Annotated in this window: 23 protein-coding genes; 13 read left to right on the top strand and 10 right to left on the bottom strand. The window is 42.8% G+C overall.

Annotation, left to right across the window (positions count from 1 at the left end):
• Positions 1-62 precede the first annotated feature (62 nt).
• The 9 genes from FAI41_01630 to FAI41_01670 form a co-directional block, all read right to left on the bottom strand.
• Positions 63-2,111, bottom strand: coding sequence for a hypothetical protein (locus tag FAI41_01630; GenBank protein ID QCE32386.1), 2,049 nt, complete (start codon positions 2,109-2,111; stop codon positions 63-65).
• A 213-nt stretch (positions 2,112-2,324) separates the two neighbouring features.
• Positions 2,325-2,861, bottom strand: coding sequence for a hypothetical protein (locus FAI41_01635; GenBank protein QCE32387.1), 537 nt, complete (start codon positions 2,859-2,861; stop codon positions 2,325-2,327).
• 229 nt (positions 2,862-3,090) lie between these two features.
• Positions 3,091-3,435 carry a hypothetical protein gene (locus FAI41_01640; protein QCE32388.1) on the bottom strand — a complete coding sequence of 115 codons (345 nt, stop codon included), beginning with the start codon at positions 3,433-3,435 and terminating at the stop codon, positions 3,091-3,093.
• 109 nt (positions 3,436-3,544) lie between these two features.
• Positions 3,545-4,516, bottom strand: a complete 972-nt coding sequence (locus tag FAI41_01645) for a flippase-like domain-containing protein (GenBank protein ID QCE32389.1) — start codon at positions 4,514-4,516, stop codon at positions 3,545-3,547.
• 16 nt (positions 4,517-4,532) lie between these two features.
• Positions 4,533-4,874, bottom strand: coding sequence for a hypothetical protein (locus FAI41_01650; GenBank protein ID QCE32390.1), 342 nt, complete (start codon positions 4,872-4,874; stop codon positions 4,533-4,535).
• Positions 4,871-6,694: a hypothetical protein gene (locus tag FAI41_01655; GenBank protein QCE32391.1), complete on the bottom strand. Its 1,824-nt coding sequence runs from the start codon at positions 6,692-6,694 to the stop codon at positions 4,871-4,873. The genes FAI41_01650 and FAI41_01655 overlap by 4 nt, the downstream gene beginning before the upstream one ends.
• The gene (locus tag FAI41_01660) at positions 6,691-7,311 is read right to left on the bottom strand and encodes a 3'-5' exonuclease (GenBank protein ID QCE32392.1); all 621 of its coding nucleotides are present in this window, start codon (positions 7,309-7,311) and stop codon (positions 6,691-6,693) included. The genes FAI41_01655 and FAI41_01660 overlap by 4 nt, the downstream gene beginning before the upstream one ends.
• Before the next feature lie 283 nt (positions 7,312-7,594).
• On the bottom strand, positions 7,595-8,092 hold the full coding sequence (locus FAI41_01665) for a hypothetical protein (protein QCE32393.1): 498 nt from the start codon (positions 8,090-8,092) through the stop codon (positions 7,595-7,597).
• Complete coding sequence (locus tag FAI41_01670) at positions 8,093-9,124, bottom strand: NAD-dependent isocitrate dehydrogenase (GenBank protein ID QCE33758.1); 1,032 nt, start codon at positions 9,122-9,124, stop codon at positions 8,093-8,095.
• A gap of 156 nt (positions 9,125-9,280) precedes the next feature.
• Here FAI41_01670 and FAI41_01675 point away from each other — a divergent pair, with 156 nt between their 5' ends.
• The 10 genes from FAI41_01675 (at position 9,281) to fdhE (ending at position 22,908) form a co-directional block, all read left to right on the top strand.
• Positions 9,281-10,630, top strand: coding sequence for a citrate synthase (locus FAI41_01675; GenBank protein QCE32394.1), 1,350 nt, complete (start codon positions 9,281-9,283; stop codon positions 10,628-10,630).
• Positions 10,631-10,677: 47 nt separating this feature from the next.
• A complete protein-coding gene (acnA, locus tag FAI41_01680) occupies positions 10,678-13,299 on the top strand; it encodes an aconitate hydratase AcnA (GenBank protein ID QCE33759.1) in 2,622 nt (873 codons plus the stop codon).
• 140 nt (positions 13,300-13,439) lie between these two features.
• Entirely contained in the window at positions 13,440-14,033 is a 594-nt protein-coding gene (gene petA, locus FAI41_01685; GenBank protein QCE33760.1) for a ubiquinol-cytochrome c reductase iron-sulfur subunit, read from the top strand.
• Positions 14,030-15,355, top strand: coding sequence for a cytochrome bc complex cytochrome b subunit (locus FAI41_01690; protein ID QCE32395.1), 1,326 nt, complete (start codon positions 14,030-14,032; stop codon positions 15,353-15,355). Before petA ends, FAI41_01690 begins: the two co-directional genes overlap by 4 nt.
• Positions 15,352-16,068: a ubiquinol-cytochrome C reductase gene (locus FAI41_01695; GenBank protein QCE32396.1), complete on the top strand. Its 717-nt coding sequence runs from the start codon at positions 15,352-15,354 to the stop codon at positions 16,066-16,068. Before FAI41_01690 ends, FAI41_01695 begins: the two co-directional genes overlap by 4 nt.
• Positions 16,052-16,660, top strand: a complete 609-nt coding sequence (locus FAI41_01700; GenBank protein ID QCE32397.1) for a hypothetical protein — start codon at positions 16,052-16,054, stop codon at positions 16,658-16,660. Before FAI41_01695 ends, FAI41_01700 begins: the two co-directional genes overlap by 17 nt.
• Positions 16,661-16,898: 238 nt before the next feature.
• Positions 16,899-20,003, top strand: coding sequence for a formate dehydrogenase-N subunit alpha (gene fdnG, locus FAI41_01705; protein ID QCE32398.1), 3,105 nt, complete (start codon positions 16,899-16,901; stop codon positions 20,001-20,003).
• A gap of 17 nt (positions 20,004-20,020) precedes the next feature.
• On the top strand, positions 20,021-21,127 hold the full coding sequence (gene fdxH, locus FAI41_01710; protein QCE32399.1) for a formate dehydrogenase subunit beta: 1,107 nt from the start codon (positions 20,021-20,023) through the stop codon (positions 21,125-21,127).
• 23 nt (positions 21,128-21,150) lie between these two features.
• Complete coding sequence (locus FAI41_01715; protein QCE33761.1) at positions 21,151-21,828, top strand: formate dehydrogenase subunit gamma; 678 nt, start codon at positions 21,151-21,153, stop codon at positions 21,826-21,828.
• Between the two features lie 96 nt (positions 21,829-21,924).
• Positions 21,925-22,908 carry a formate dehydrogenase accessory protein FdhE gene (gene fdhE, locus FAI41_01720; protein QCE32400.1) on the top strand — a complete coding sequence of 328 codons (984 nt, stop codon included), beginning with the start codon at positions 21,925-21,927 and terminating at the stop codon, positions 22,906-22,908.
• A gap of 83 nt (positions 22,909-22,991) precedes the next feature.
• Here the strand turns inward: fdhE and FAI41_01725 are convergent, their stop codons facing one another.
• Positions 22,992-23,489 carry a hypothetical protein gene (locus tag FAI41_01725; GenBank protein ID QCE32401.1) on the bottom strand — a complete coding sequence of 166 codons (498 nt, stop codon included), beginning with the start codon at positions 23,487-23,489 and terminating at the stop codon, positions 22,992-22,994.
• A 165-nt stretch (positions 23,490-23,654) separates the two neighbouring features.
• Here FAI41_01725 and FAI41_01730 point away from each other — a divergent pair, with 165 nt between their 5' ends.
• The 3 genes from FAI41_01730 to FAI41_01740 all read left to right on the top strand — a co-directional run bounded on the left by FAI41_01730 (position 23,655) and on the right by FAI41_01740 (position 26,944).
• Positions 23,655-24,479 (top strand): hypothetical protein, encoded by an 825-nt coding sequence (locus tag FAI41_01730; protein ID QCE32402.1) that lies wholly within the window; start codon positions 23,655-23,657, stop codon positions 24,477-24,479.
• Between the two features lie 47 nt (positions 24,480-24,526).
• Positions 24,527-25,555: a UDP-glucose 4-epimerase GalE gene (galE, locus tag FAI41_01735; protein QCE32403.1), complete on the top strand. Its 1,029-nt coding sequence runs from the start codon at positions 24,527-24,529 to the stop codon at positions 25,553-25,555.
• An 84-nt stretch (positions 25,556-25,639) separates the two neighbouring features.
• On the top strand, positions 25,640-26,944 hold the full coding sequence (locus tag FAI41_01740) for a hypothetical protein (protein QCE32404.1): 1,305 nt from the start codon (positions 25,640-25,642) through the stop codon (positions 26,942-26,944).
• Positions 26,945-26,991 lie beyond the last annotated feature (47 nt).

A 26,991-nucleotide genomic window follows, 5' to 3' on the forward strand; every position in this document is an offset into this window, starting at 1 on the left:
GGCGAACGCAAAGCTTCCCTTTGTTGCCAATGTAAAACTTGCTGTTTTCATAATGTTCTAGCTTAACCCTTAGCGTTAGTACTTTCTGTTTCCAAAAAAATACTTTCAAGCTCAATGGCAGGATCAAAAAGTGAGGTCCTTTTTAGATCGAAAGCGATAGAAAATTCTCTTTGTGTCTTAGGGACTAAGAGCGGAAATGTATAGCTCGCAGAATGGGGATGAAAATTAATCTCTTTTATCATTTTCCCCTCATAGATGAAGCCGGCTTTTCTTGACCTATAACGAGAAGAGGAGGAGATCACGAAAGTCATCCTTAAATTTTCAGGATGCGGTATTGGCAAGGAGAAGGTAAATCCTGGCAGATTATTCCTACTCTTTAGCAAATTATTATTAACAGAACCCCATCCCTTGTTTGCAATTTTTTTTGCCTGCAATCCTTTTTCTGAACGAAACAAGCGAAATGGCAAATCCTCTAGAGATTTAAGCTTTTGAATATTTAAGGGCGTATTTTCATAAATTAAGAGATCATTTTCTGTGCTATGCTTTATCTCTTTCGGCGCCCCATAAGTTGCAATAAAAGCATCTGCGCAACTCTGGAATGGAAGACAATCTGAACCCTGATGATTATGAGCAATATAAGCCCATTTTCCAGATATATTTTCATCCCACTTAGGATCGTTCCAAATATGCGGGAAGAAACCGCTATTCTTATAATAATTCAAAGATCCTGCTTTGATTTTTTCATGACTAAACCAACGAATTCCCAGCACATTTGTATGCCAATAATCTCCATAGACCTGAGAAATCCCTTCCTTTTGCAAAAATTCCGTAAGCGCATCGGGATTATAGACGGAAAGTGGGATTCTTTGCGTTTTCCAAATATTTATATTGCTGACAAACCCAGAAAAAAACCATAACGGCACCAAAGCAACTACAACTGGACGTAAGGATATCGGGTAAATCTTTTTAGGTAAAATACATAATGTTATAATGAAAATATAAAAAATATTTACAAGATAACGCATATCTGAATATTCATCGATCAGCCTAAAGAAAACGCAGGCTGCTAAAATTCCAAGTAAAGAAAATAAATTAAAAATGAGAATAAAATTTTCAGCATTGCTGAAAATTTTTCTTCCCTTAAAATATCCACGAATAAAAACAAATAAAATGAAGGCGTAAAGCAAACCATCTAAAATACAAATAGCCAGAGGCGGTCTGCACAGTGAGGTATAATCATATGCACTTGGTAAAAAATCCGGCGTATGAAAAAACCATGGTATAAAATTCAAAAGATACGGTAGAAAAAGGAAACACTCTAAGAGCTTATCTGGTGCAAATTTTAAGTGACTTTCCTGCGCCCCATTCCAATCCATTAGCGGCAAAGTCCCCAAAAAATGGGTTTTACTGAGAAAAAGCGCACAAAAAGCTGAAAAAGCGACCCCACCCCACAACAGAAGAGAGGGTTTAATAGATGAAAACTTCTTAAAATCCTGCCAAAATACAATTCCAGATGCGCACAGAAGCGGCAAGCAAAAAGTCACAAGCGACCATGGATCAGAAAAAGCTGTAATACTCAAAATGAGCATTGAGGCTGTTAAGGCAATGTAAGATTTTTTTGTTATCCAAAAAAGCAAAAGGAAAATGCCAAACATTCCCCACACCATGGAAATATGATGTGCGACAGAAGCTGTCAGATAGCCTGCGCTTCCCAGAGCTGGCTGTGTTGCAAACAAAGCAAAAGCAATTGCCCATAATCCACGTGGCCATCCAGCAATTTTAGCAACAATAAGCCCTGTCATCAGAGCTGCCATCCAAAAGAAAACAATCCCTGTCCCCAACAGAATAGTTGGGCTGTCCCCCAAAAGAGCTATCACGACACTATCGGGAATAATTAAAGTAAAGAGCCAATTATCAACTGGAAAATTAAAAGATTTTAAAAATGCTAGGCCGCCGTCCAGCATACCTCTGGCCGTCAAAACGAGTGCTGCGGTATCTGGATCGGCATACCAAACCGAAAAAGCCTGCCGAAAAGACTGAAATAGCCCTATAATAATGAAAATAATAGGTAAAAGATTTTTGATAAGTATCTTTTGTTTGAAGCAAAGCATTCGTTGAAACATCTACCGGAAAGCATTAGGAACAGAAAACAAGATTTTTTTCTAAAGTAAAGCAAGCATTGATACAAGTTTCTAAAAAATGGAACCAGGCCTCTGAGAAGCGAATATTTTTAAAAGAAGCGTCCCTAATCTTATTTCTATAAAAAATGCCTAAATAAGAAATTTTAAGTATTTATTTCATATAATCTAAACATAGAATAACGATCATTTTCTGAAGCGGCATAAATCATATGGTAAATTTTTCAAAATAATCGCCACATCCCTGTCTTGAGGTAAGACATGGTTTGTACTTTCGGAAAAATTCTCTTTTTCGTAAGATGTGACAGCGATCAACCATGGAGATTTATTTAAAATATTCTTCACTTCAGCCTCCTCATCTTTTAAACCCAAGGCGCCTTGTTCTTGCAAGGAAGAAAGGTGAAGAGGGAATGAATATTTTGTTAAATGGCAAACGGCAATATTTTTCGTAATATCTGATAAAACAATATAGGTATTATAGCTGTAAAGGCATCCTTCTTTACCCTTGATAAGGTCTTTTATATCCGGATAGACAGCACTTCTTTTGTTCCTCAGACCATGCGCCTTGCGAAAAGATAAAAGTAAAGAAAAGCATGAAAAGTATTTTAAAAAACAAATTACCTTCCCATAAATATACCGACAACAACAAAACAGGAAAAAGAACCGGCAAGGCATAATGTGGCCATGCAGGCAAAATGCTAAACAGGGCAAACCACGAAACAATTACCCAGCCAAACGGAAAAAATACCAAACGATTATTCTCTTTTTTTCGAAGAAAAAATAAACGATAACAAAGGCGCAATGATAAAAAACAACTCTACAATTGCAGAGATGCTGTAAAAATGCATTGGCTGTGAGGAGCTCTTTTGAAAAAAGGAAACAATATTTGCAAAAGCCCAATGGAAATATAAAATAAGATAACCAAAAAAGTTAGTAAGAAAGCAATCCCTATTCAAATGAGCATATGAGAAAAAACGGCTTTTCCCTTTTTTCCATGCTGCCATGTCAACCATACAAGATATAGCCCTAAAGATATCCCTTCAGAAACAACTGTTGGCTTTATCTCGATCGCAACCCCTAGAAAACACATGGCAAATACACCTGTTTTCAGCAGAGAAGCTGAATCATTTTTTATTTTCTCGAAATTCACAATGACACTGCTAAAGGCTAACAGCACCAAGAAACTATAAAAAATGGGGCTTTGCCCCCTACCCTCAAAACAATTAAAAGCGGCAATATATAAAAGGGCAGCAAAAACGCCGGCTTTTAAAGAAACAAGATATTTTCCCAATTTCATCAAAAGAAAAGCTGTCACAAAGACAAAGCAAAATGCGCCAATCTGATAAGCTAAAAAAAACTTGCTTTATAAGCGCCGCATTTTCTTTTCTATCCAAAGCCCCTATCACTTAAGAAGCCTTTTTCCAACGAAAACCGATCAATGCAATGAATGCCATAATGATGGGTGCAGCCCAGATCACCGCATGAATAAGCAAGGCATAAGCGGCGGCGGATGCTGACGTATTTCCAAGCATACTCATCGCTTTTTTAGCGGCTTCATCAAATGTACCAATGGCGCCCGGCGCTGCTGGAATTGCCGTTGAAAGTGTTGCCATCGGCATCGCTAAAAAGGCAGCTGTCGGCTTTACAAGAGAAGGCGTACCCAGCGCCACCAAAACGAAAGCCCCCCACTCCCCAAGCCATGTCAGGGCAGAAAACAGCATGACTCTCAGCATAACAGACGGGCGTGCCACCATATCAAGCGCATCAAAAATATGCCCGACTAGCGGCAATAGTTTTTCTGAAATTTTAGGTGTCTTCTTCAAAATTTTTACCAATGTAAAAACAACAGGACGGCGAAACCAACGTGCGCAAAATAGGAAGATAATCGCCGTAAAACCAACAGCAAAAATTAATGTTCCCAAAATATTAAAAAACTCAGCATGTCCCGTTTTAGGAATCACCAGCAAGGCAAATCCGCCTAAAAGAACGATAAAAATGAGATCGCACATTTTTTCGATTAAGATGCTTGTCATTAAAGCCCCAACAGGCACACCAAGCTTCTTCGAAAAAATCGTTCCCCGCAAAACATCTCCCAAACGGAATGGTAGAATGCTATTGGCGGCAATTCCTAAGATAAAAATCCGCCATGTCGCAAAAGTTGGCACATTTGAATTTAAAGGCTTTAAAATTTGACGCCAGCGTTCACCACGTAAGAAAAAAGAAAGCGCAATCGAAAGAACAGCAAAGCCAAACCATTCAACTTTCACCTGCTTCATTTCCTCCCAAACTTCGTGCCAATTCAAACCGTGCAGAAAAAGGGCAAGGAACACACCGCTTACAGCAAAAGCGAACAAAACTTTTAAAATTTTCTTTTTCATAGGAACTTTCTAAATGTTAATCTTTTTGAAGATTTTGGGAGGTCTTGCTTTCTTTTTCTGCCTTAGAAAAAGCCTCTTCTTCCTTAGAGGCAGAGCGTACATTATCCCAGTCATACTGGAGGTCAATGATCTTTCGTTCAGCATTGCCACCCTGCGCCGCATCAATATCCGTGCGAACACCCCAATATTCTCCTAAAGATAAAAACTCCAGAACTTCTTGCGGTGACGCCTCTGATTCAGAAGTTTCATTCTGTTGAGCTTTTAAAGATTTTGAGGATGATAGCGCAAAAGTAGGCAAATCATAAAAAAACACCAAGAGCGCTAAAAACATAAAAAGATTTTTAAATTTCTTTTTCACGATTTAGGCGGCACCCATTGTAAGGCGACACCGGGGTAAAACCATCCACGTAGTCCCTCGAAAAAGCCATTTGGAGAAAAATTATGAATCCATGAGCTGGAAATCTCCGGCATTTCATTAGGGTTCACACGAATAGGCCCTCTTCCAATAGCTCCTGCACCGAACAGGGTAAACACAAAAACCACTAAGGCAAAACACCAGCCCCAATTTCTTCCAGCGGAAGGTGCTTTCCAGTTTCCAATCCGAACAAAAAACGTCGTTAAAAAAAGGATAAAACAAGTCAGCACAAAGAAACCGACATGTTCCCAAGAAAGAAACTTTTGGAATGTCGCGGCGATAGAAAGGCTTAACCAGATCACTGTGGAAAAAGCAATCAAGCAACCTGAGAGAATAAGTCTTTGAACAGCTTGCTCTAAAGCGTTGGACACTCTAAGTAAAGCGGCCTTGTTTTCTGTGAGCTTTTCTTCAATTCCTGCGATACCCTTTGAAAGAAAATTACCGCTATCCGAAAGAAGTGCATTACTTGCCGCTTGTGACGGCTCTCCACTCCCCTGAATAAAAGTAAAATATTCCCAAACACGCCCCAGGCTTGCAACGGCGAGAATAATGGTAATAACAGGCACAGTCAGCAAAAAGGCCAGAAATGTCGCTTTTCCCTGAGAGAGATGCGGCACTGTAAAAATAATTGCGGCGAACAAAGCGGAAATTGAAAATAATCCAATACACCATGAAAGGAGTGCCAAAGCATTCCGGCGCAATTCCCTTAATGTTCCCATTTGTAAGGTAATCTGCGCTAATCCCTTTGCATATTCAAAAGATAAATTGGTCTCTACTTTTCCAAAATTATTTTCCAGAACCTGCTTTTCTTCAGCCTCCAATGGCAAAAGAGATAATTTCATCGGATCTGCCAATAAGGGGAAAAACCGAAACTCCTCTTGAGAAAGTACTTCTTTAAAAAATTCTTTCCTCTCTGCTTCCGGATGCTGAAAGCCCTCCCAAAACACAGATAAAAGCGCCTGTATACCAGCATCAGAAAGAAGATGATCTGTTTTCAGAGATTCCTTTTCTGCCACAGTTTCCATCTCAAAAGTTTCTTGCACATCTTTGGCAAATTCTGCCTGCACCTCATCAACAAGAGCCTCACCAAATTTTTCTGTGGCGGCCTCTTGAGACAGCGTATTCTCTTCCAAAGGAGATTCTGCTTCTGTTAGGACATTTTCATCGGCAGCCACGGGCACGTTTTCTTGAGCAACGACAGTCTCCTCAACAGCAGTTTCTGCAACAAAAATTTCTTGCGCATCTTCGGCAAATTCTGCCTGCACCTCATCAACAAGAGCCTCACCAAATTTTTCTGTGGCAGCCTCTTGAGATAGCGTATTTTCTTCCAAAGGAAATTCTGTTTCTGGCAGGCTATTTTCCTCGGCAGCTACAGGCACGTTTTCTTGGGCAGCGATAGTCTCCTCGACAGCCGTTTCTGCAGCAAAAGTTTCTTGCGCATCTTTGGCAAATTCTGCCTGCACCTCATCAACAAGAGCCTCACCAAATTTTTCTGTGGCAGCCTCTTGAGATAGCGTATTTTCTTCCAAAGGAAATTCTGTTTCTGGCAGGCTATTTTCCTCGGCAGCTACAGGCACGTTTTCTTGGGCAGCGATAGTCTCCTCGACAGCCGTTTCTGCAGCAAAAGTTTCTTGCGCATCTTTGGCAAATTCTGCCTGCACCTCATCAACAAGAGCCTCACCAAATTTTTCTGTGGCGGCCTCTTGAGAAAGAGTATTTTCTTCCAAAGGAGATTCTGCTTTTAAGGTGGAAGAATTCGTCATTCCGTCCCTCTCTTCTCTTCCTGCCGACGGCGTCTAAGTTCATAAAAAATACGATGGCAAGCCCGTGTATCCGCCATGGCATCATGCGCACCATCAATTTCTTCCTTAAAAAAGAAACGATACGCCTCTGCCAAAGACGGTGCCTTTGGTTCATTCATACCAGCGTTTAGCATCTTTTGGGTAGGGGGAAGATTTAAAGTTCTTTTGGAAAGATTCATCGTACAATATTTATGCTCAGGCAAAGTCCATGCACTTTTCTTTACCCTGTGAAATAAGGTTTCAATGACCGAAACATCAAATCCGACATTATGTCCGACAACCGCAAAAGCGTTTGAAGCTAAATTATAGAAGATTTCAGCCGCAACCTCTTCCCGAACACCATACCGCCTCGTCTGCTCTTCTGTAATGCCGTGGACTTGCGTTGCCTGATACGGAATACGCCATCCATCTGCACGAACCAAAAGATTTAAAGAAGACTGTATTTCTCCCTCTTTATTGCACAATAAAGCAGCGATTTGGACACAATGTGGCTGTGCTGGATCCCCGATTGGGAGATCTTTGCGAACAAGACCGGTCGTTTCTGTATCAAAAAATAAGACAGCATCTCTTTCAGACATTTAATTTACGGCACCTTATTTTTAAATATTTTTAAATTATCGGAAGTTTCAGAAAGCAATTTGCAGAAAACACCTTAAAAAATAAAGGGATATTTTGGACTAAAGACAAAAACTCCTTTAAAAAGAATTCTTATTTTCAAAATATCATTTTCAAAGGATGAAATGCGCTTATGGGTACCGGAATGATTATTGGAACAACAGCCATTGCAATGTTCCTTGGCGTTGGCTTTAGCTGGCTTATCTTGAAACTACTTCCAAAAAAGAAAAACAATCCTTAACTTTGTTAAAAAAAGTTTAGGACTTTGCCTCTTTCCTCTAAACGCCTCTCCTCCTCTTGAATCCTTTTTACAGCTTTTAGAACTGCCTTTTTTATCCTGACGATCTGATGAGGGGAATTCGTTTCAAGCACCCTGCTCTCCTGAAGAAAGCTCTGAACATATAAATAATAGGATGGCCGATAAAGACTATAAATTCCGCCGCCGCCCACAAGAAGCAAAGGGGCCGTTAAGCCGACAATCATTAAAAATCCGACAGGCCCTTTTCCCAAAAAATTTACTGACATCGCAATTGCCGGTATAAAAAGCCCCAAACAAATCAGCACACGCATCCATACAAAGCGATTTTCTGCCTTTTGAATATAGACTTTCCGAATATCCCTTATCGGATAAAACCGGTCGATCGTCTGAATGCCTTCATGGGTAACTTTTACCCCTTCATCCTGATAAAAAATATCGTTCTGATCCGAAGCATTCAAAAAAAATTTTTGAGGTAATTCAAGCATTTAGAGATGCTGTATCACAGCCTGAGAAAAATCGGATGTTGTCGCTGTCCCGCCCAAATCTGGTGTTCTAATGTTATTTTGCAAAGTCTTATCAATCGCTTTACGTAAAATATTCGCCTTTTCTACCTCTCCAATATGCTCCAACATCAAAGCACCGGCTAACATTAAGGCAACAGGATTAGCACAGGCTTTACCAACCAGATCCGGAGCAGAGCCATGAACAGCCTCAAAAACTGCCATGTTTTCACCTATATTGGCACCAGGTGCAAGTCCAAGTCCCCCTATAAGACCAGAAATTTGATCCGATAAAATATCGCCAAATAAATTGGTTGTTACAATAACATCAAACTGAGACGGATCTAAACAAAGCTGCATGGCGCAAGCATCTACGATACGTTCCTCGCAAGCCACTCTACCAGCATATTCTTTGGCGACTTCACGACCAATTTCGAGGAACATGCCGCACATTAATTTGATAATATTGGCTTTATGAACAAGTGTTACTTTCTTTCGACCATGGCGCAACGCATATTCAAAAGCATATCTAATGATACGATAGCATTCTTTTTTCGTAACATAGCCAGCCGACAGTGCCATCCCCTGCGGATCACTCCCTTGAGGTAAATAATATTCACGCGCAGCGTAATAGCCTTCTATATTTTCACGAATAAGAACAATGTCGAGATTGTCATAACGAGACAGATCAGGGCGTGAGAGTAATGTTCTTGCTGGTCTCAGGTTAGCAAAAAGATCAAATTCCTGCCGCAAAGTCACGTTAATGGAACGGAATCCTCCGCCACTGGGTGTCGTTAAGGGGCCTTTTAAAGCCAATCCTGTCTTATGAAGGCTTGCAACTGTCTCCGGCGGTAAGGGTGTCCCCGTCTTTTCGAGAGCGGTCATACCCGCAATCTGCTCGTCCCACAGAAAAGGTGCCCTCAGAGCTTCCAAAACGGAAAGTGTCGCCTGCGTAATTTCTGGGCCTATCCCATCCCCTGAGATTAAAGTTGCTGGAATATTTCCTTGCAATGACACCATTACCGTTCCCTCCCTATTTTATAAAATATTGCTTTGCGGCTGGCTGTCTCTTTACTACTATCAAAGAATATGACGCTGCCTAATATCCTAAAAATACCTGAATAATCTGGCGAAGCAAAATATATTCTTAATCTGTTTCGGAAGGAAATCCCTATGTCTGATACATTAAACACCCCTTTTGCTAACGGAACTCGCCAATCAGACTGGCAACTCACCTCAAAGCAACAGAATATAAATATCCCTTTAAAAATCCAAGAAGCGACAATGGGGCCTTTGGGACTCACGACAGATCGCTTATATCCCGATCATAAAATCCTTTCTTATGATGCAGGCTTTGCCAGCACCGCTTCGTGTGAAAGTGCAATCACTTTTATTGATGGCAATAAAAGTATTCTTTTGCATCGTGGCTATCCCATTGACCAGCTTTGCGAACATGCAACATATCCAGAAGTTGCCTATCTCCTCCTGCATGGCGAACTTCCCAACGCTAAAACGCTTGTTTCTTTTGAAAATTCTCTCAAAGAAGAGGCCTATCTCCATGAGCAAATAGGGAATTTCTTTAACGGTTTTCGGCGTAGCTCCCATCCTATGGCGATGCTATGCGGCACAATGGGTGCCTTATCGAGCTTTTATGCCGATCCTTCAGCCGACCAGCGACACATGATAACGCCGGAAGAGCGTAGTCTTTCTGCAATTAAAATGATTGCCAAAATGCCAACCCTTGCGGCATGGATTTATCGCTACCGCCAAGGATTGCCACTTATTTATCCAAAACCAGAATTAAGTTATGCCGAAAATTTTCTGCATCTTCTTTTTTCGATGCCTGAAAAGCCTTGGAAAGTTAATCCAATTCTTGCCAAAGCTTTTGATAAGATCATGATTTTACATATTGATCACGGCCAGAATGTTTCAACCTCGACCGTTCGTATGACAGGCTCTACAGGTGTTAATCCCTTTGCCTGTGTCGCCGCCGGGATTGCGGCACTTTGGGGTCCGGCGCATGGCGGTGCGAATGAAGCTGTTCTTGATATGCTTGAGGAAATCGGCACAATTGAAAATATTCCTGCCTTCCTTGCCAAGGTAAGAGATCGAGAAAATCCAACACGCCTCATGGGGTTTGGGCACCGTATTTATAAAAATGAAGATCCCCGCGCAAAACATATGCAAAAAATATGCCATGAAGTTCTTGAGGAAATTGGGTTCTCGCATGACCCGCATTTAAAATTAGCCTTAGAACTGGAGAAAGCTGCCCGTCAAGATGATTACTTCATCAGCCGAAATCTTTATCCCAATATCGATTTTTATTCAGGCATTATTTTAAGATCTCTGGGCATCCCGTCTTCCTTATTTACAGTTTTCTTTGCTGTTTCCCGAACGGCAGGCTGGATGGCGCAATGGAAAGAAATGCTTGAAACAGGCTCTCCCCTTGCCCGCCCCCGTCAAATTTACACAGGCCACGCCATGCGGAACCTTCCAGAAGATTTTTTTAAAAAAAATGCCTAAAAATGGATGATGTCATGTCAAAAACGAAACCAACCCTGCTCCAAGAAATGCTCTTTGCGCAAACATTTTCATTCCAAGAAAAAGATTATTTTTACAGCTCCCTGCCAAAAGCCTTAGCAAGCATCCCCTCCCAAACAGAGCAACTGCCTTTTTCTCTAAAAATCCTGCTGGAAAATGTCTTGCGCCAAGGCAAAGAAGAAGCTGCGAATATTCTTCTTTCTTGGGGGAAGGACGCTTCATCTGATAACGAAATCCCTTTTTCTCCAGCCCGTATTCTCATGCAAGATTTCACGGGCGTGCCTGCTATCGTTGATTTTGCAGTCTTAAGAGATGGAATGGAAAAGCTTGGCAAAGACCCTGCCGCCGTCAACCCATCCATTCCTGTTGATCTTGTGATTGACCACTCCATTTCCGTTGATTTTTCCGGAACGCAGGAAGCGCTTGAAAAAAATATGGTGGCGGAGTTTCAAAAAAATAACGAGCGTTACCGTTTCTTAGATTGGGCACAGAAAACGCTTAAAAATTTTCGCATCATTCCTCCCGGAAACGGTATTTGCCACCAGGTAAATTTGGAATATCTCGCACCGCTCGTCCAAAATGTAGATAATATTCTCTTTCCCGATAGTGTTTTCGGAACAGATAGCCATACGACAATGATTAACGGCTTGGGCGTTTTGGGGTGGGGAGTTGGCGGTATTGAAGCAGAAGCCGCCAGTCTCGGCGAGGCCATTTCCATGCGTATCCCGGAAATTATCGGTATGCGACTGACAGGCTCCCTGCCGGCCGGCACAACCGCAACGGATCTCGTGCTGACCATTACCCAAAAATTACGCCAAAAGGGCGTTGTTGGGAAGTTTGTCGAATTCTTTGGCCCTGCCCTCGAACATCTGCCGGTAGCGCATCGGGCGACTATTGCCAATATGGCACCGGAATATGGTGCAACTTGCGGCTTCTTTCCGGCTGATTCCCTGACAATGGAGTATCTTAAACTCACTGGACGGGATGAAAAACATATTGCCCTTGCGGAAGCCTATCTTAAGATACAGGGGCTTTTCAGAGAAAAGGATACCCCGGACCCCTCCTTTACAGATGTTATTGCGTTTGATTTGGGAGAAGTTCTCCCGTGTATGGCTGGGCCGAAAAACCCATCTGAAAGGCATATTTTATCCGAAATTCCTAAGACATTTTCAGTCGAAACCCCCTCTAAGGCACAGCGCTTTCCCCTTTCAAACGGAGAAACAATCGGAAATGGGGATGTTGTCATTGCGGCCATTACCTCCTGCACGAACACCTCGAATCCTTCCGTGATGATTGCCGCTGGCCTTTTGGCGAAGAAAGCACGAATTTTAGGTTTAAAACCACTTTCCCGTATTAAAACATCTCTTGCACCGGGCTCTCGTGCCGTTTCACATTACCTTGAAAAATCTGGACTAAAAGAAGATTTAGATGCCCTTGGGTTTGAAGTTGTTGGCTATGGCTGCACCACCTGCATCGGTAATTCCGGCCCACTGTCACCTGAGGTCACACAGGCTATTGAGCAGAATAATCTCACTGTTGGAGCTGTTCTTTCAGGAAATCGAAACTTTGAGGGACGCATTTCTCCCCTAACTAAAATCAATTATATCGCAAGCCCGCCGCTTGTTGTCGCCTACGCACTGGCAGGTAGCTTTAATCTTGATCTTACCAATGAACCTATCGGGCAAGATCGCAACGGCAAGAATGTCTTTCTTTCCGATATTTGGCCCAACCCTAAAGAAATTGAGGAATATGTTGCCAAATATGTCACTGCCTCTATTTTTGCCGGCAGCTATGCCAATGCCGAAAAAGGCTCTGCTTTATGGCAGAATTTAAAAGCATCAGAACCTTCCTCTATTTTCCATTGGGAAATAGCCTCAACCTATATCCACAATCCACCTTGGGTTGATAAAATTGCGCAAAAACAAGAAAGAACACCTATTAAGAATGCACGTATTCTCGCTCTCTTTGGTGACAATGTGACGACAGACCATATTTCCCCGGCAGGTGCGATCGCCCCGAACTCCCCTGCGGCGCTTTATTTAGAAAAGCGCAACATTCAGCCTAAAGATTTTAATTCTTATGGCAGTCGCCGTGGAAATGATGAAATCATGGCAAGAGGAACTTTTGCCAATATTCGTATTCAAAATGAAATCATCCCCGGCAGTGAGGGCGGTATAACCCGGCATTACCCTGATGGAGAAGAAGTTTCTATTTTTGACGCCGCTGAAAACTATAAAAAAGAAAATATCCCCCTGATTGTTATTGCCGGTAAAAATTATGGTATGGGCTCAAGCCGTGACTGGGCTGCAAAAGGCCCTAATCTCTTAGGCATAAAAGCCATTATTGCCGAAGATTTCGAACGCATTCACCGTTCCAATCTCGTTGGTATGGGGATCCTCCCTCTACGTTTTCCGGAAAATGTAACACGCAGAACATTGAAACTTTCAGGAGAGGAAATTGTCGAAATTGAAGTGCCCGAAAATCTAAGCCCAAGATGTCAGATCCCTGTTCTTTTTAAATATAAAAATGGCAGACAGGAAAAAATTATGATGACAGCTTGCTTGGAAACCAAGGCTGAAATTCTTTATTTCCATGATGGCGGTATCCTGCCAAATATTTTAAAACGCTTGGCCGCTGAAGTCGAAAAATAAAAAATCAACCCTTGGCAGAGAAAACAGAGAGGATTTATACATAAAACCATCCTCTCCGTTTTCCCATTTTTTAAGGTAGCCTCATGTCTTTTGAATCCGCAAAACCTTCACGGCGAGATCTTCTTAAAAATGCTGGGAAAATGTCTGTTGCAGGCTATACAACCTGCGCCTGTGCTGGTGCTGGTGCCTGCGCTCTAGCAGTACCGCTTATTGACAGCCTCTATGGGGTTAATCGGGGAACCACTGCGGCGCTCTCTCAAAACGCACTTCTTGAAGTTGACCTCTCGGATCTAAAAGAAGGCGCGCATAAAATTGTCCAGTGGCGGGGACTCCCCGTTTTTATTCAGCACCGAACCCCTGAAATGCTTGTAGAGCTTCAAAAGCAAACGCTTCGCACCCGCCTCAGAGATCCGGATTCTAAACGTTTCCAACAACCTCCCGAAGCTTCAAACTGGCATCGCTCTCTGCGACCTGAATATTTAATTCTTATCAATATTTGCACCCATCTTGGCTGCATTACGATGTTTGAACCTCAAAAAGACTCTGCTTTCCATTGCCCCTGCCACGGCTCTTGGTTTGATGGCGCAGGACGTGTTTTCAAAAATATGCCCGCAGCTTTTAACCTTCCGGTTCCGCCGGTTACTTTCCAGTCAACTGAAAAAACTTTGCGCTTACAGATTGGGAAGTCTGAACAATCTCCTGATTTTTCCCTTTCTTCGATTGAAAAATTATGACTTTTCCTGCCCCCCCCTCTAATCCGAAAGAACCATGCTGGCTCTACTCCCGCCTGCCTATGCTGGAAGGACTTATCCCGCATTTTGCCCATTTTTCCGTTATTAAACGTGGCAAATTATGGCTTCTTTGGACAACGGGTGCCTGTTTGCTGGTAGCACTTGCTTTGATGGTCATCAGTGGCCTGTTCATGGCGCTTGTCTATACACCGACAGAAACGCATGCTTTTACCTCTGTGGAAGATATTATGCGCAGACTTCCTTCTGGGTGGTTTTTGCGCCTTCTTCATCAAGGTGGTGTTTTTGTTCTCTTTATCGCTCTTTATTGTCATCTTGGTAGAGGGCTTTGGCATGGTTCCTATAAAATTCCCAGAGAACTGACTTGGCTGAGTGGCTGGACATTATTTTGCGGTTTTTTAGCCATTGCTTTTGCAGGTTATTGCCTCCCCTGGGGGCAACTTTCCTACTGGGCCGCAACTGTCAGTAAGAATGCCTTGGATGCCGTGCCTTTCCCTTCCGGCGGTTTCGGTACATGGATCTTTGGGGCGGCTTCCTTTGAGGATGCCGGTAATCCCTCTGCGGCGACAGTCAGTCTGCAACGTCTTTTTATTTTCCATTTTGCTGGCGCATTATTTATGTTGCTGCTTGTTGCTTTCCATATTCTTTGCGTCCACGGCTTGGGGATGCGCCGCACCAATCCCGAACCCGGCGAAGTCGGTTGCTGTCATCGCCCAAGCACTAAAGAGAAAAAAAAAGAGAAAACAGGCTCATGCCGATCCAGTTCGCATTGCGGACAACCTAATCGGCGTTTGCCCTTTTATCCTTATTTTGTCGTCAACGACATCATTGGCGTTATTTTACTTTTACTCCTTCTCTTTACCATCGCCTCTTTTTTACCGCACTGGGTAAGTGAAACCGAAAATCTTCTGCCCGCAAACCCCATGCGTACACCGAGCAATATTCATCCGCCCTGGTACTTGGCCCCCTTCTTCGCCATTTTACGTGCGGTTCCCTCTGAGATTTTAGGGCTTTTCTCTGTTCTTTTAGCCGTTTGTTCAATTGCGCTTTTACCTTGGCTTGACCGCTCTCCAAAAACAGAAATGTCAGAACGTGGCATTTTAAAACTTTTCTTTGCCCTTTTTATTGCCGCTTTTGCAGGGCTTTGCTTTGCCGGTTTAAAGCCGCCATCGACAAATCTCCTATGGCTTGCACGTCTTTGCTTAGGCTGGTGGCTCATCTACGCTTATGCGATTTTACCTTTTTTTGCCTGGAAAGAACGTGAAAACAAAAGAAAAGCACAGGGACTAAAGGAGAAAATCCAATGAAGAAAATCTCTTTTTATACGCTTCTCACCTGTGGGCTTGGCTTTGCTTTCAATGCTTATGCGGCACAAGCGCCTAAAGGCGATCCCGCAAAAGGTTTTTACGTCTTTTCAAATATTTGCAATCAATGCCACGGCATGAAACAAGTCCATTATGGCGATATGCTGGCCCTTGGCATTCCAGCAAAAGAAATTCAATCATGGGCAGGACGTCACCAAATTCCAGATGGTTTGAATGATGAGGGGTTACTTAAACAGCGGCAAGCCACCGTCTTTGATGCCATTGAAATGCCTTACCCAACAGAGAATGCCGCTCAAAAAGCAAATCACGGTGATGTTCCGCCAGACTTATCCCACCTCTCAAGCTTCTTAAAAGATGGTGCTCCCTATGTGCAAAAAATGCTTCTTTCCTACCAAAAACCGCCGGAAAATATAAAATTAGAACCGGGACTTTTCTACAATCCTGTGGCACTTACCCATCATCACAAATTCAAAATGCCCCCCCCTTTTGAACAAGAATCTGCTCTGAGGCTCGTTTATCCTGACGGAAAACACCCAACAGACCAACAAATGGCAGAAGATGTCACTTCTTTCTTAGCGTGGATTGATGATCCCCATGAAAGCGCCCGTCATCTTAGCGGTATTTTGATCTCTCTCTATCTTGTACTTGTCGGGATTGCCGCTTTTATTTGGAGATCAAATGTCTGGAAAAAATAAAGCATCCCTAAAATTACTTTTAGCGCTTTGTTTACTGCCTGTTTTTTTCAAAACAGCAGAGGCCGCAGAAACAAAGAAAAAAGATTCTTACCCTCTTGGCATCTCAAATGGGGAATGCGTTTCTGCCAAATATGCGATAGGCGCTGCTGATGAGGATTTAAAATCCCAGCAGAATGATTTTGGTTGCAACATGGCACTCTTAGAAGATTATGGCAAAGGAATCAGTCTCAGCCAATTTGGCTACATGGGAGAAGAAGCTCCAAGCGCCGGATTTGTTACAAAAATCGACCCTAAAAAGAGTTCTGCCTCACGCTCTTACGCCAATGTCACCGACCTCATTGTCAAACAGCGCCGCATTCCTGCCGAAGCAGGATGGTGCGTTGCTGAGGTAAAAATGCCCGATGACACAAAAGACACACAAAAATCAAAATTAAAAGTTCCTGAATGGCTTATCAGCTGTGTGGCTTGGGGAACAACTTCCCCTTCTGCGGGCAATACAACTGCTGAAAAAATCCTAGCTATTGTGAACTTTAAAGGCACCGTTCCCCTACCCTTGCCGGATGCACCGCCACCTCAGGCCTCAAATCCCTAAGGTGAAATTTAATTTTACGAAACTTGCAAAGACCTTTCTGAAAGAGTACAAAAATAGTACTAAATACTGTTGCCTCTTTCCCTCAGCAAAAAGATTGATTACCTGTAGGAACAGGGACGACTCTTCACATTCGAATAGTAAAACGCTATGAAAATGTTTAAATACACAATTAAAGATTACCCTATTTATTTACCTATAGGGAACTTGGTGCAATATCGGTTAAGATGAGACGAGGCTTATGACATTAAAGCGCAGACAATTTCTTCGCGGAGCGGGGGTAACCGCTGTTGGTACCGGTGTGGTGGCCTTGGGCTTTAAACCGCCTTTTGCACATGCGCTGGAAACACGTGAATATAAACTATCCCGCGCAAAGCAAACACGCAATAATTGTTGCTACTGTTCGGTTGGTTGCGGCCTTCTGATGTACACACTGGGAGATGGTGCTATCAATGCCAAAGGCTCCATTTTTCATATTGAAGGCGATCCAGATCATCCCGTTAGCCGAGGTTCACTCTGCCCTAAGGGTGCTGGCCTTATTGACTTCATCCACAGCGAATCACGCTTAAAATACCCCTCTTACCGTGCCCCCGGCAGCACCGAGTGGAAACGTATGAGCTGGGACGAGGCAACAGACCGTATTGCTCGCCTCATTAAAGAAGACCGTGATAAAAATTTCATTACACATAATGAAAAAGGTCAGCTGGTTAACCGCTGGACCTCTACCGGCATGTTGGCCTCTTCCGCTGCTTCGAATGAAACAGGAACGCTAGATTGGAAATTTGCGCGCTCTCTAGGAATTTTGGCCCTAGATAACCAAGCCCGCACCTGCCATGCCCCAACAGTTTCAGGCCTTGGCTCCAGTTTTGGTCGTGGGGCCATGACCAATAACTGGGTTGATATTAAAAATGCCAATGTTGTCTTGATTTTCGGTGGGAATGCTGCTGAGGCGCATCCTGTTGGCTTTAAATGGGTCACAGAAGCACGCCTCCAAAATAAAGCAAAAATTGTTGTCGTTGACCCACGCTTTAACCGGACAGCTGCCGTTGCTGACTTTTATGCGCCGGTGCGTGTCGGATCTGATGCTGCCTTTATTTTGGGAATGATGAACTATCTCTTCACCCATGATAAAATCCAGCATGATTATGTACGTGACTACACGAATGCTAGCTTTATCGTAAAACCTGGATTTTCCTTTAAAGAAGGGCTTTTCAGTGGTCATAATCCCGGGAAAACCGGTGAGGAGACATATGATAAATCCTCATGGGATTATGATGTTGATGCCAGCGGCCATGTCCTAAAAGATCGAACACTCAAACATCCTCGCTGTGTGTTAAGCCTTCTTAAAGAACATGCTGCACGTTACACGCCAGAAGTCGTCTCTGAAATTTGTGGAACACCTATCGAGGATTTCTTAGAGGTTTGCAAAATTATTGCAGAAACCTCTGCCAAAGACAAAACAACCTCTTGGCTATATGCCCTCGGCTTTACGCATCATACAAATGGCTCTCAAACCATTCGTTGTGCGGCAATGATTCAATTGCTTCTTGGGAATATGGGAATGCCTGGCGGTGGGGTGAATGCCCTTCGTGGTCACTCCAATATTCAGGGCTATTCCGATATTGGTTTGCTTTCCGTTAAAGTCCCCGGCTATATGGATCTGCCACGAGACACCCAGCAGACGCTTGAAGCTTACTATGCAAGCCGTCCGGTCACACCAGATGCGCTCAATCAGGTTGATGTCTGGAAAAATTTCCAAGGTATTTTTGTCTCCTTTCTTAAAAGTATGTGGGGAGACCATGCAACCAAAGAAAATCTCTGGGGTTATCACTGGTTACCAAAATGGGATAAAAGCTACGATGTTCTCCAGATGGTGGAGAATATGCTTGACGGTAAAATGAATGGTCTCTTGGTTCAGGGCTTTAACGGTCTTGGCTCTTGGCCTGATAAAAACCGTACAATTGCAGCCTTTTCCAAGCTGAAATTCATGGTTGTCATGGATCCATTGAATACGGAAACGGCCAATTTCTGGAAAAAAGTCGGTGAATATAACGACGTTGATTCCGCCGCTATTCCAACAGAGGTTTTCCGTCTGCCGACAACCTGTTTTGCCGAAGAGGATGGCTCAATTGTCAACTCGGCACGTTGGCTTCAATGGCACTGGAAAGGTGCCGAGCCTCCTGGCGAATCGTGGCCGGATGCCCGTATTATCGGTACAATTTTTAACAAAGTCCGCAAACTCTACGAAGAGGATGTCGCCCTTTACAAACAGGGAAAAAGAAAAGTACAGCCGGTTGCACCTGAGCCTATCCTAAACCTGACATGGGATTATTTAGACCCTGAGGAACCAAGTCCAGAGGAGCTTGCAAAAGAATCGAACGGTTATGCTCTTGCAGACCTCAAAGATTCCAGTGGAAAAATCATTCTGCGTAAAGGTCAACTTTTGCGGAATAGCCTGATGGCATCTGACCTTCGTGATGATGGTACGACATCTGCCTTTAACTGGTGCTTTACAGGCTCTTGGACTGAAGAAGGCAACCAGATGGCGCGCCGTGACAATACGGACACTGGCTGGGGTTGCACCCCTGGCTGGGCTTGGAGCTGGCCTGGAAATGTACGTCTTCTCTATAGCCGTGCCTCTGCCGATATTAACGGCGTCCCTTGGGATCCAAAACGTCAATATGTTTATTGGAACGGTCGCTCTTGGGCCGGTGCTGATGCCATTGACTTCCCTCAGAATGAGCCACCGGGTTCTCTTAAAGGGCCTTTCATTACAACAGCAGAAGGTGTCGGTCGACTTTTCTGTGGGACAGCTATGGTGGATGGCCCCTTCCCAGAACATTATGAACCTGTGGAATCCCCTGTTAAGCACCTGCCTTTCCGCAGTAAAAATCTGAAAGATCCGGCAGTGCGTTTCTTGCCGTCCAACCGTGCAGAATTTTTCGGAACTTCTGAAGAATTTCCGCATACGGCAACCACCTACTCCATTACGGAACTTTTCCGCACATGGACAAAACATGCACTCATCAATGCGATCTTGCAGCCAGAGCAGTTTTTTGAAATTCCAGAGGAGCTTGCAAACTCTCTCGGCATCGCAAAAGGTGACATGGTGCGCTTAACTTCAAAACGTGGCTACATCACAGGAAAAGCGGTTGTTACAAAACGTCTATCCAAACTCAAAGTTATGGGAAAATCGCTCTATCAAATCGGTATTCCTTCCAACTTTGGCTTTATCGGTGCGACAAAACCTGCCTTTATGGCGAACACACTGACACCGCCAATTGGTGATGCAAATACACATACGCCAGAATTTAAAGCATTCTTGGTTAATCTTGAGAAAATTTAAGGGTTGAGGAAGAAAAAATGACCTTACAGTCACAGGACATACGGCGCCGTTCTGCTACAAATGGAATGTCTCCTCCACCTAGCGTACGTGATGCGGCCCAACAGGTTACGAAATTAATTGATGTCTCTATCTGCACAGGCTGTAAAGCCTGTCAGGCGGCATGCGATGAGTGGAATGATCTGCGCGCAAAAGTTGGCCATAATTATGGTGTATATGACAACCCAATGGATCTAGAGCCGGAAACATGGACTGTTATTCGCTTTGACGAATATGTCGATGAGAAGGGAAAACTCGAATGGCTCATGCGCAAAGATGGATGCATGCATTGCGAAGAACCCGGCTGCCTAAAATCATGCCCAGCTCCGGGAGCGATTGTTCAGTTTGAAAACGGCATTGTCGATTTTGAATCTGAACATTGCATCGGATGCGGTTATTGCATGATTGGCTGCCCATTCAACATTCCACGTGTCAGCCATAAAGATAACCGTTCTTACAAATGCACCCTCTGCTCCGACCGTGTTGCCGTTGGCCAGGAACCCGCTTGTGTTAAAACATGCACAACCGGTGCCCTTGCCTTTGGTGAACGTGGGGACATGCTTGATCTCGCTGAAAAACGTGTTCAAGGCTTACGGGAAAGAGGCTTTGAGAATGCGGGCATCTATAATCCTCAAGGTGTTGGCGGAACCCATGTTGTTTACGTCCTTCCCCATGCGGATAAGCCTGAAATCTACAGTGGTCTTCCAAAAGATCCTTCCATTAGTCCGATTGTTCTCGGTTGGAAAGATTGGCTGAAACCTCTTGGAGCAGCAGCCTTTATTGGAACGATTGCAGGCGTTTTCTCTCACTTTGCCTTTGTTGGTCCTTGCGGTGATGACCAAATGGGAGAACTCGATCATAAAGATGCTTCTGAATTTCCGGGGCTAAAAGATGATCTTGAAAGCATTGCCTCTGCGGTTAAAGACGAGGCCGAAACAGTGAAAGACGCTGTGAAGTCCGGTAATGCAAAAGAACTCCTGCGTGAAGATCTCCACAAAGCTGAGGCTGTCGTTCACGAGAAACTTGATAAAACTGTTGAAGAAAAAGCCATTCGTGAGGCCGATGCTGCAGCAGATAAAAATAAATAAGCGGAGCAAATATAATGACAAATATGAATAAAAGTGTCGTTATGCGCACGGCATATGGGAAACGTCTTCTGCACTGGCTAAATGCGATTTGCTTTTTTATTGTCGGTTTAAGCGGACTATCTTTCTTTTTCCCAAGCTTTGATTTTCTTGGGCATGTTTTAGGAACACCTCAAACGGCGAGAATCTATCACCCTATCCTTGGTGTTGTGGTTTTTCTCTGCCTTTTCGTTATGTTCTTTAAATTCGTCAAAGGGAATTTGTTTCAAAAGACAGATCTTCTTTGGTTCAAAAATATTGATTCCGTTCTTTTAAACCAGCATTCTAAAGATCTTCACATCGGTAAATATAATGCCGGTCAGAAAGTCCTTTTCTGGTGCATTATGAGCAGTATCTGTGTTTTGCTTGTTTCTGGTCTAATGATTTGGAGAGAATATTTCGCAGATTTCTTCCCTGTTCCTGTTTTACGGGTCGCCGTTCTAGCGCATTCTGCCATTGCTTTGGCGCTTATGTTGTTGGTTTTAGGACATATCTACTTTGGTATCTGGGTACGTGGTTCTATTACGGCAATGATTACAGGTTTCGTTTCCCTTCGTTGGGCACGTGCACATCATAGCCGTTGGTATGAAGAGCTCATGGCCAAAGAAGCTAAAGGTGAAGGTGAAAAAATTACCGAAAGTAAAAAACATACTTCCGGACATTAATACGCTTTGAAAAAAAGGATTGTAGTGTGGCATTCTCTTAGGATGTCGTCTTGCAGTCCTTTTTTTATTATATTTAGATAAGGTGGTTCCTCATTTATGAGTAGTTCTAATTCTCCGATTTTCTCTCGTCAGCAGAAATCTCTCAAACAGCCGCCTCTCCCCTCTGACTTAAAAGCTGCAGCGCCTTTTCTTCAAGGGGCGAAAGAAATTGAACCGCTTATCGCAACGGATCTTTCCAAACTCTATGATAGACGGGCAAAAAGGTTAGAACTTCTTGCTCAGAAAGCAGGCGAAGATGGGGGGGAATACCTGCATTTTCTACGCCAAATGGTCATAGCGCAAAAAAATATTTTAAATGACAATCCTTTAAAAGAAAGAGAAGTTGAAATTCTCAAATCTTGGTTGAAATCTGAGGATTTTCCAGCACAAGAGATTTTTGAAAAAACAGCTTTTCTTCAAGAACAGTATCAATTTCTTTATCAAAAAATTGCCTCTCTTCTTCCAAAAGAAAATCTACATGGCTTTGAGAAACTGGCAAAAGATTCAGATTTTTTTGCCGCACAAGCTTGGAACTTACTCAATGGGCAGTTCAAAAAATGTGAGGCTGCCCTTGCTGTTCCTTTATGGGCTTCTCTGTCCCTTTGCTGGGCACAGGCTGCGCAATCTTATATTTCTGATTTTAAAGAAACCAAAGCAACGATCCCATCTTATGTAGACTGCCCTTGCTGTGGTAGTCCTGCTGTTGCCGATATGGTGATGGTTGGTGCGCATGAGGGATTGCGCTATGAACAATGCGCCTTATGCGAAACACGCTGGCATAAAGTCCGTTCTGTCTGCCCTGAATGTTTTGGATCTGAACATATTGACTACTGGTCTGTAAAAGAAGAAATGCCTGCCATTGAAATTGAAAGCTGTGGTGATTGTAAAACATATAGCAAGATTTTTCGTTTTGACCGTGATCCCCATCATGAAATCTGTGGTGACGATCTTGCCAGCCTTGTTCTGGATGCCTTGGTCGAGGAAAAAGGATTTAGCAGAAGAACCGTTAATCCTTTTGCCTTTCCCTTCCCGACAAAATAAAGATGTTATACTGAATAATCTTAACCTCACAAAAAAAAGGCGCTCCAATTGAGCGCCTTTTCTCTCAAAAGGATCTAAAAATCTTAATTTAAGAAAGACAATCCCGGTGCTTTTAAAATCATTGCCTGAGAAACGGCAGTTGGAACTGTCTGATTGGCATAAAGCATTGCGTGGCGCTGATAATCAATCGCACCAATTTCCTGCAATGGACGGTTAAGACTATCATCCGCCTCTTTAAAACCAATCTGTCCACGATCAATATTAAAGCAGAGCTGCAAACGGTAAGACAAAACCATTTCTTGAAGCTGAGGCCAGATATTGCCATAAAAAATCGGTCCATATTTTGAATAGACTTTTTCCAGACATTTATCCTGTGTCACCATCTGCCCCACTTTAGAAGGGTAGGAATGCTTACACGCTGTCGATTGCGATTGTAAATTTTGATAAGCGGTCTGCCATTTCTCAACTTGTTTTAAAGAGGAGGAGCCAGCTTGTGCTGCAGAAACAGAGAATAATGCGGCAAAACCTGACAAAGCAAGGATCGGCAGAGATTTTTTTGAAAGTAAAGAAGAAATAGACATACGCCCCATCACAATAAGGAGACCCAATAGCCCCATATTTTTGAATCTATGGAAAACAAAACACTTTCCGTAATTTTCTACTTTTTTATCAAAATAATCTAGCGTTTTTTCTTATTTTTTCTCTATATTTTCAAAAGTTTTTCATCACAGGATTGTGCTAGGCAGATGTATCTTATCACCTTATTTTTAAATATTTGGAGAGAAAAGATTTTCTTTTCCTTTCAAAATTTGCTTTGCGCTTGCTTGATTGGCATCATTTTTCTCAGCAATCTCTGTCTCTCATGCCATTTACCAAAACATCTTGATCTTTTAGGACTCGAAAATCATTCAAATTATTTCTCCCCTACGCTTTTCTGCCTGAGCAATATTGCCCTCTTTTCCCTCTGCGGATTTTGTTTGAGCTTTAAAAAACCTTTTAATTTTTTACTCTTGAGTGTTTTTTCTGCCTTTTCCCTTTATCTGGGAATTAAAAGTTTTTTTCCGTTACAAGAAAATGACCTTTCCTTTTTACAAGCTCATCTCACCTTTTTCGGGCATACACTTCCAACACAATTTTACATTTTTAGCCTTTATCTTTTAGGAACCCTTCTGATTATTGGCATTTTTTTACCTTTTACAACACCAGAAGTTCCAACAAAAAAACGCTTTCTTTCTCTTCCCTTCTTAATGCTTTTTGTTACCCTTATGGCGGCACAGAGCTACCGCTTCCGGCATGTGGAAATCAATTCGTTTTTAACCCAAAAAACAGGACTTATTGCAAGTTTTGCAGGAAAAAATGGAGGCTTACGTTTTTTATACCCTCACCCATATCAAGATATTGCACAATGGAAAACGCTTCCAAACGCAAACTTACAGACAGAACATTCCGGAGAGCGAACCGCTCTGCTCGTAAGACGTGAATTTCCTGGACTTATTGGCGAATCTTTGGGATTTATCTTTATTCAACTTTCTACACCAAATAAAATTTTATCATTTGAGAAAACATTTTAAAGCGATTAAATTACCTTAAGACAATCGTAAACGATAAAAGGCTTTTTATGCATAAAGAAATCCTCATAACGGGTGGTGCCGGGTTTATTGGTGCCCATTGCGCCGTTTTATTACAACAAGCCGGATATGAAATTACGATCTTAGATAATCTCAGTAATTCCTCTCCTGTTGCGATTGATCGTATCGAAGAAATTACAGGCAAACGTCCTCGTTTCATTCATGGCGATATCTTAGATAACAAAGCCCTTGATGATGCGCTGGAAAATATCTCTTCCGTTATTCATCTTGCCGGCCTCAAAGCCGTTGGAGAATCTGTTCAAAACCCCCTTCACTATTATCATGTGAATGTCGGCGGTTTGATTTCTTTATTGCAAGCCATGCGACGCCATCATGTTCGCCGTCTTGTTTTTTCATCTTCTGCGACCGTATATGGTACTTCTGAAATATCTCCCCTTTCCGAAGAGGCTTCACGCCAGCCAATCAATCCTTATGGCCAAACAAAAAATATCGGCGAGGATATTTTAAAAGATTTAAGCGCCTCCGAAGCAGGCTGGCAAATTGCCCGTTTACGCTATTTTAATCCCGGCGGAGCACACCCTTCGGGAAGAATTGGTGAAGATCCTAAAGATATTCCAAACAATCTTTTACCCTATATTTCCCAAGTTGCCTCTGGAAAACTTAAAGAGCTTTCTGTCTTTGGAAATGATTATGACACACGGGACGGCACAGGATTGAGAGATTATATCCATGTTATGGATTTAGCCGAGGGACATATTGCCGCTCTTGAATATCTTGAAAAGCAGGAAGTTACCAAAAAGTCAGAACTTCTTACCCTAAATCTTGGAAGCGGTGAAAATACTAGCGTTCTTGAGCTGGTAAAAGCTTTCGAACAGGCAAATCATTTATCTATTCCTTATAAAATTCATCCACGCCGTCCGGGGGATATTGACGCTTGCTGGGCCAATCCCTCAAAAGCCAAAAAAATCCTTGGTTGGAAAACAAACAGAAATATTGAAGAAATCTGCCGAGATCAATGGCATTGGCAATCTCATAATCCTCAAGGTTATGAGGGCTAGTCCTATAATCTAGCGCTTATAAACATATTCCATTCAATCCATTCAATCTCTTCGCCTTTCGCTTTACCAAAGATTTATCAAATAATGCTCTCTAAAACCTCCCTGTTGCTTACATCTTTTCTTTTATTTCCCCTCTCCGTATATGCACAATCTGCCGCAACGGAACCATCTGTAACGGCTTCGACCACGCAAGTCTCTGCAGTCTCTGCGGCAAGCAAAGGAAGTAAAGAAATTACAGCATCAGATTCACCGCCTGCCCTTTTGTTAAAAGCGGACTTAAAGGATGGACGTGGGGTTCAGACAAAAATTACCTTAACGCTTAAAACAACAGCAGGAGAAACGCTTAATTTACACGCCTTTAAGCATACCGATATTTATATGTCGGCGCTGCATGAAGAGCGTGCTGCTATTGCGCAAATCTTAACCAAAAATGCTTGGACAAGTGATACAGGAACACGCCAGCAAGTTGCCTATCCGGGATTTCAACTCACGCCTTCTCCGGATTCAAATCCGAACATCATTATCGCCAATGCCGGTAATGGAGAATGTAAACTGCCCCTTCATATCAGCACGCTTCATCCCGATGAGAATAAAGAAACCATTACGTTACATTTTCTCCCAGACCTTGCCCCGCATGAAAATTGCGCAACCTATTTTCCACATCTAAGTGAAGTAACCGCGATCATTTCCGCAGAAGCCTATGAATACAAAGTCCCTGCTAACCCAAAGGCTGCACCGGTTCTCTTTTTCCTTCGGGATGGCATGTTTAATATCTCGTCCAATCCACTCTTAATGCCAAGAGATGTGAATGATCTCGGAATTTACCGCTATACGCTTTCTGTTCATGGCGAAAAAACAGCCGGGAATACGGATCCCGGTGTCCATTTAGAAGAGAAAGATTTAATCTCTAACGCCATTGTTTTTTCAGGTTTTGCACTTTGGGGAAATCATTCCTTTACCCAAGCTGTCAGCCAAATGTCGATCCCTTGGCTTTCCGCTTGGCTTTCAGATATGGCTGCTGCAAGCCCCTATTTCTGCGATGGTATTATTTATAAGAACCTAAAAGGCCAGCAAATTCAATTTGTATATTATCCTGCAGAAGACGGTAAAAGTTTTCAAGCTTCTGAAATGACCTTTCTACCCAATGGCGAACTCGAAGAACTCTGCCACTACCCACTTGAATATGAAAATGCTGAATTTGTACAAGGGCAAACCGAACGGCAATCCTCTCGCGTCATTGTCAATTTCACGGCCAAAAAAGATCCTACCGCCAATGAATCCTCCTGTAGCGGTATCCCAATGGCTTCTTATCCTTCAAAATTAAGCATTGCTATTTTACCGGAAGTCACAGAAACGCCTGAAGTGAAAAACATTCTAAATGTTAAATAATTCTCACTTTTAAAATAAAAAAAGGCGCTCAAGATTTTCTCTCTTAA

Source organism: Acetobacteraceae bacterium (genome assembly GCA_004843165.1).
In the GTDB taxonomy this organism is placed as follows: Bacteria; Pseudomonadota; Alphaproteobacteria; order Acetobacterales; family Acetobacteraceae.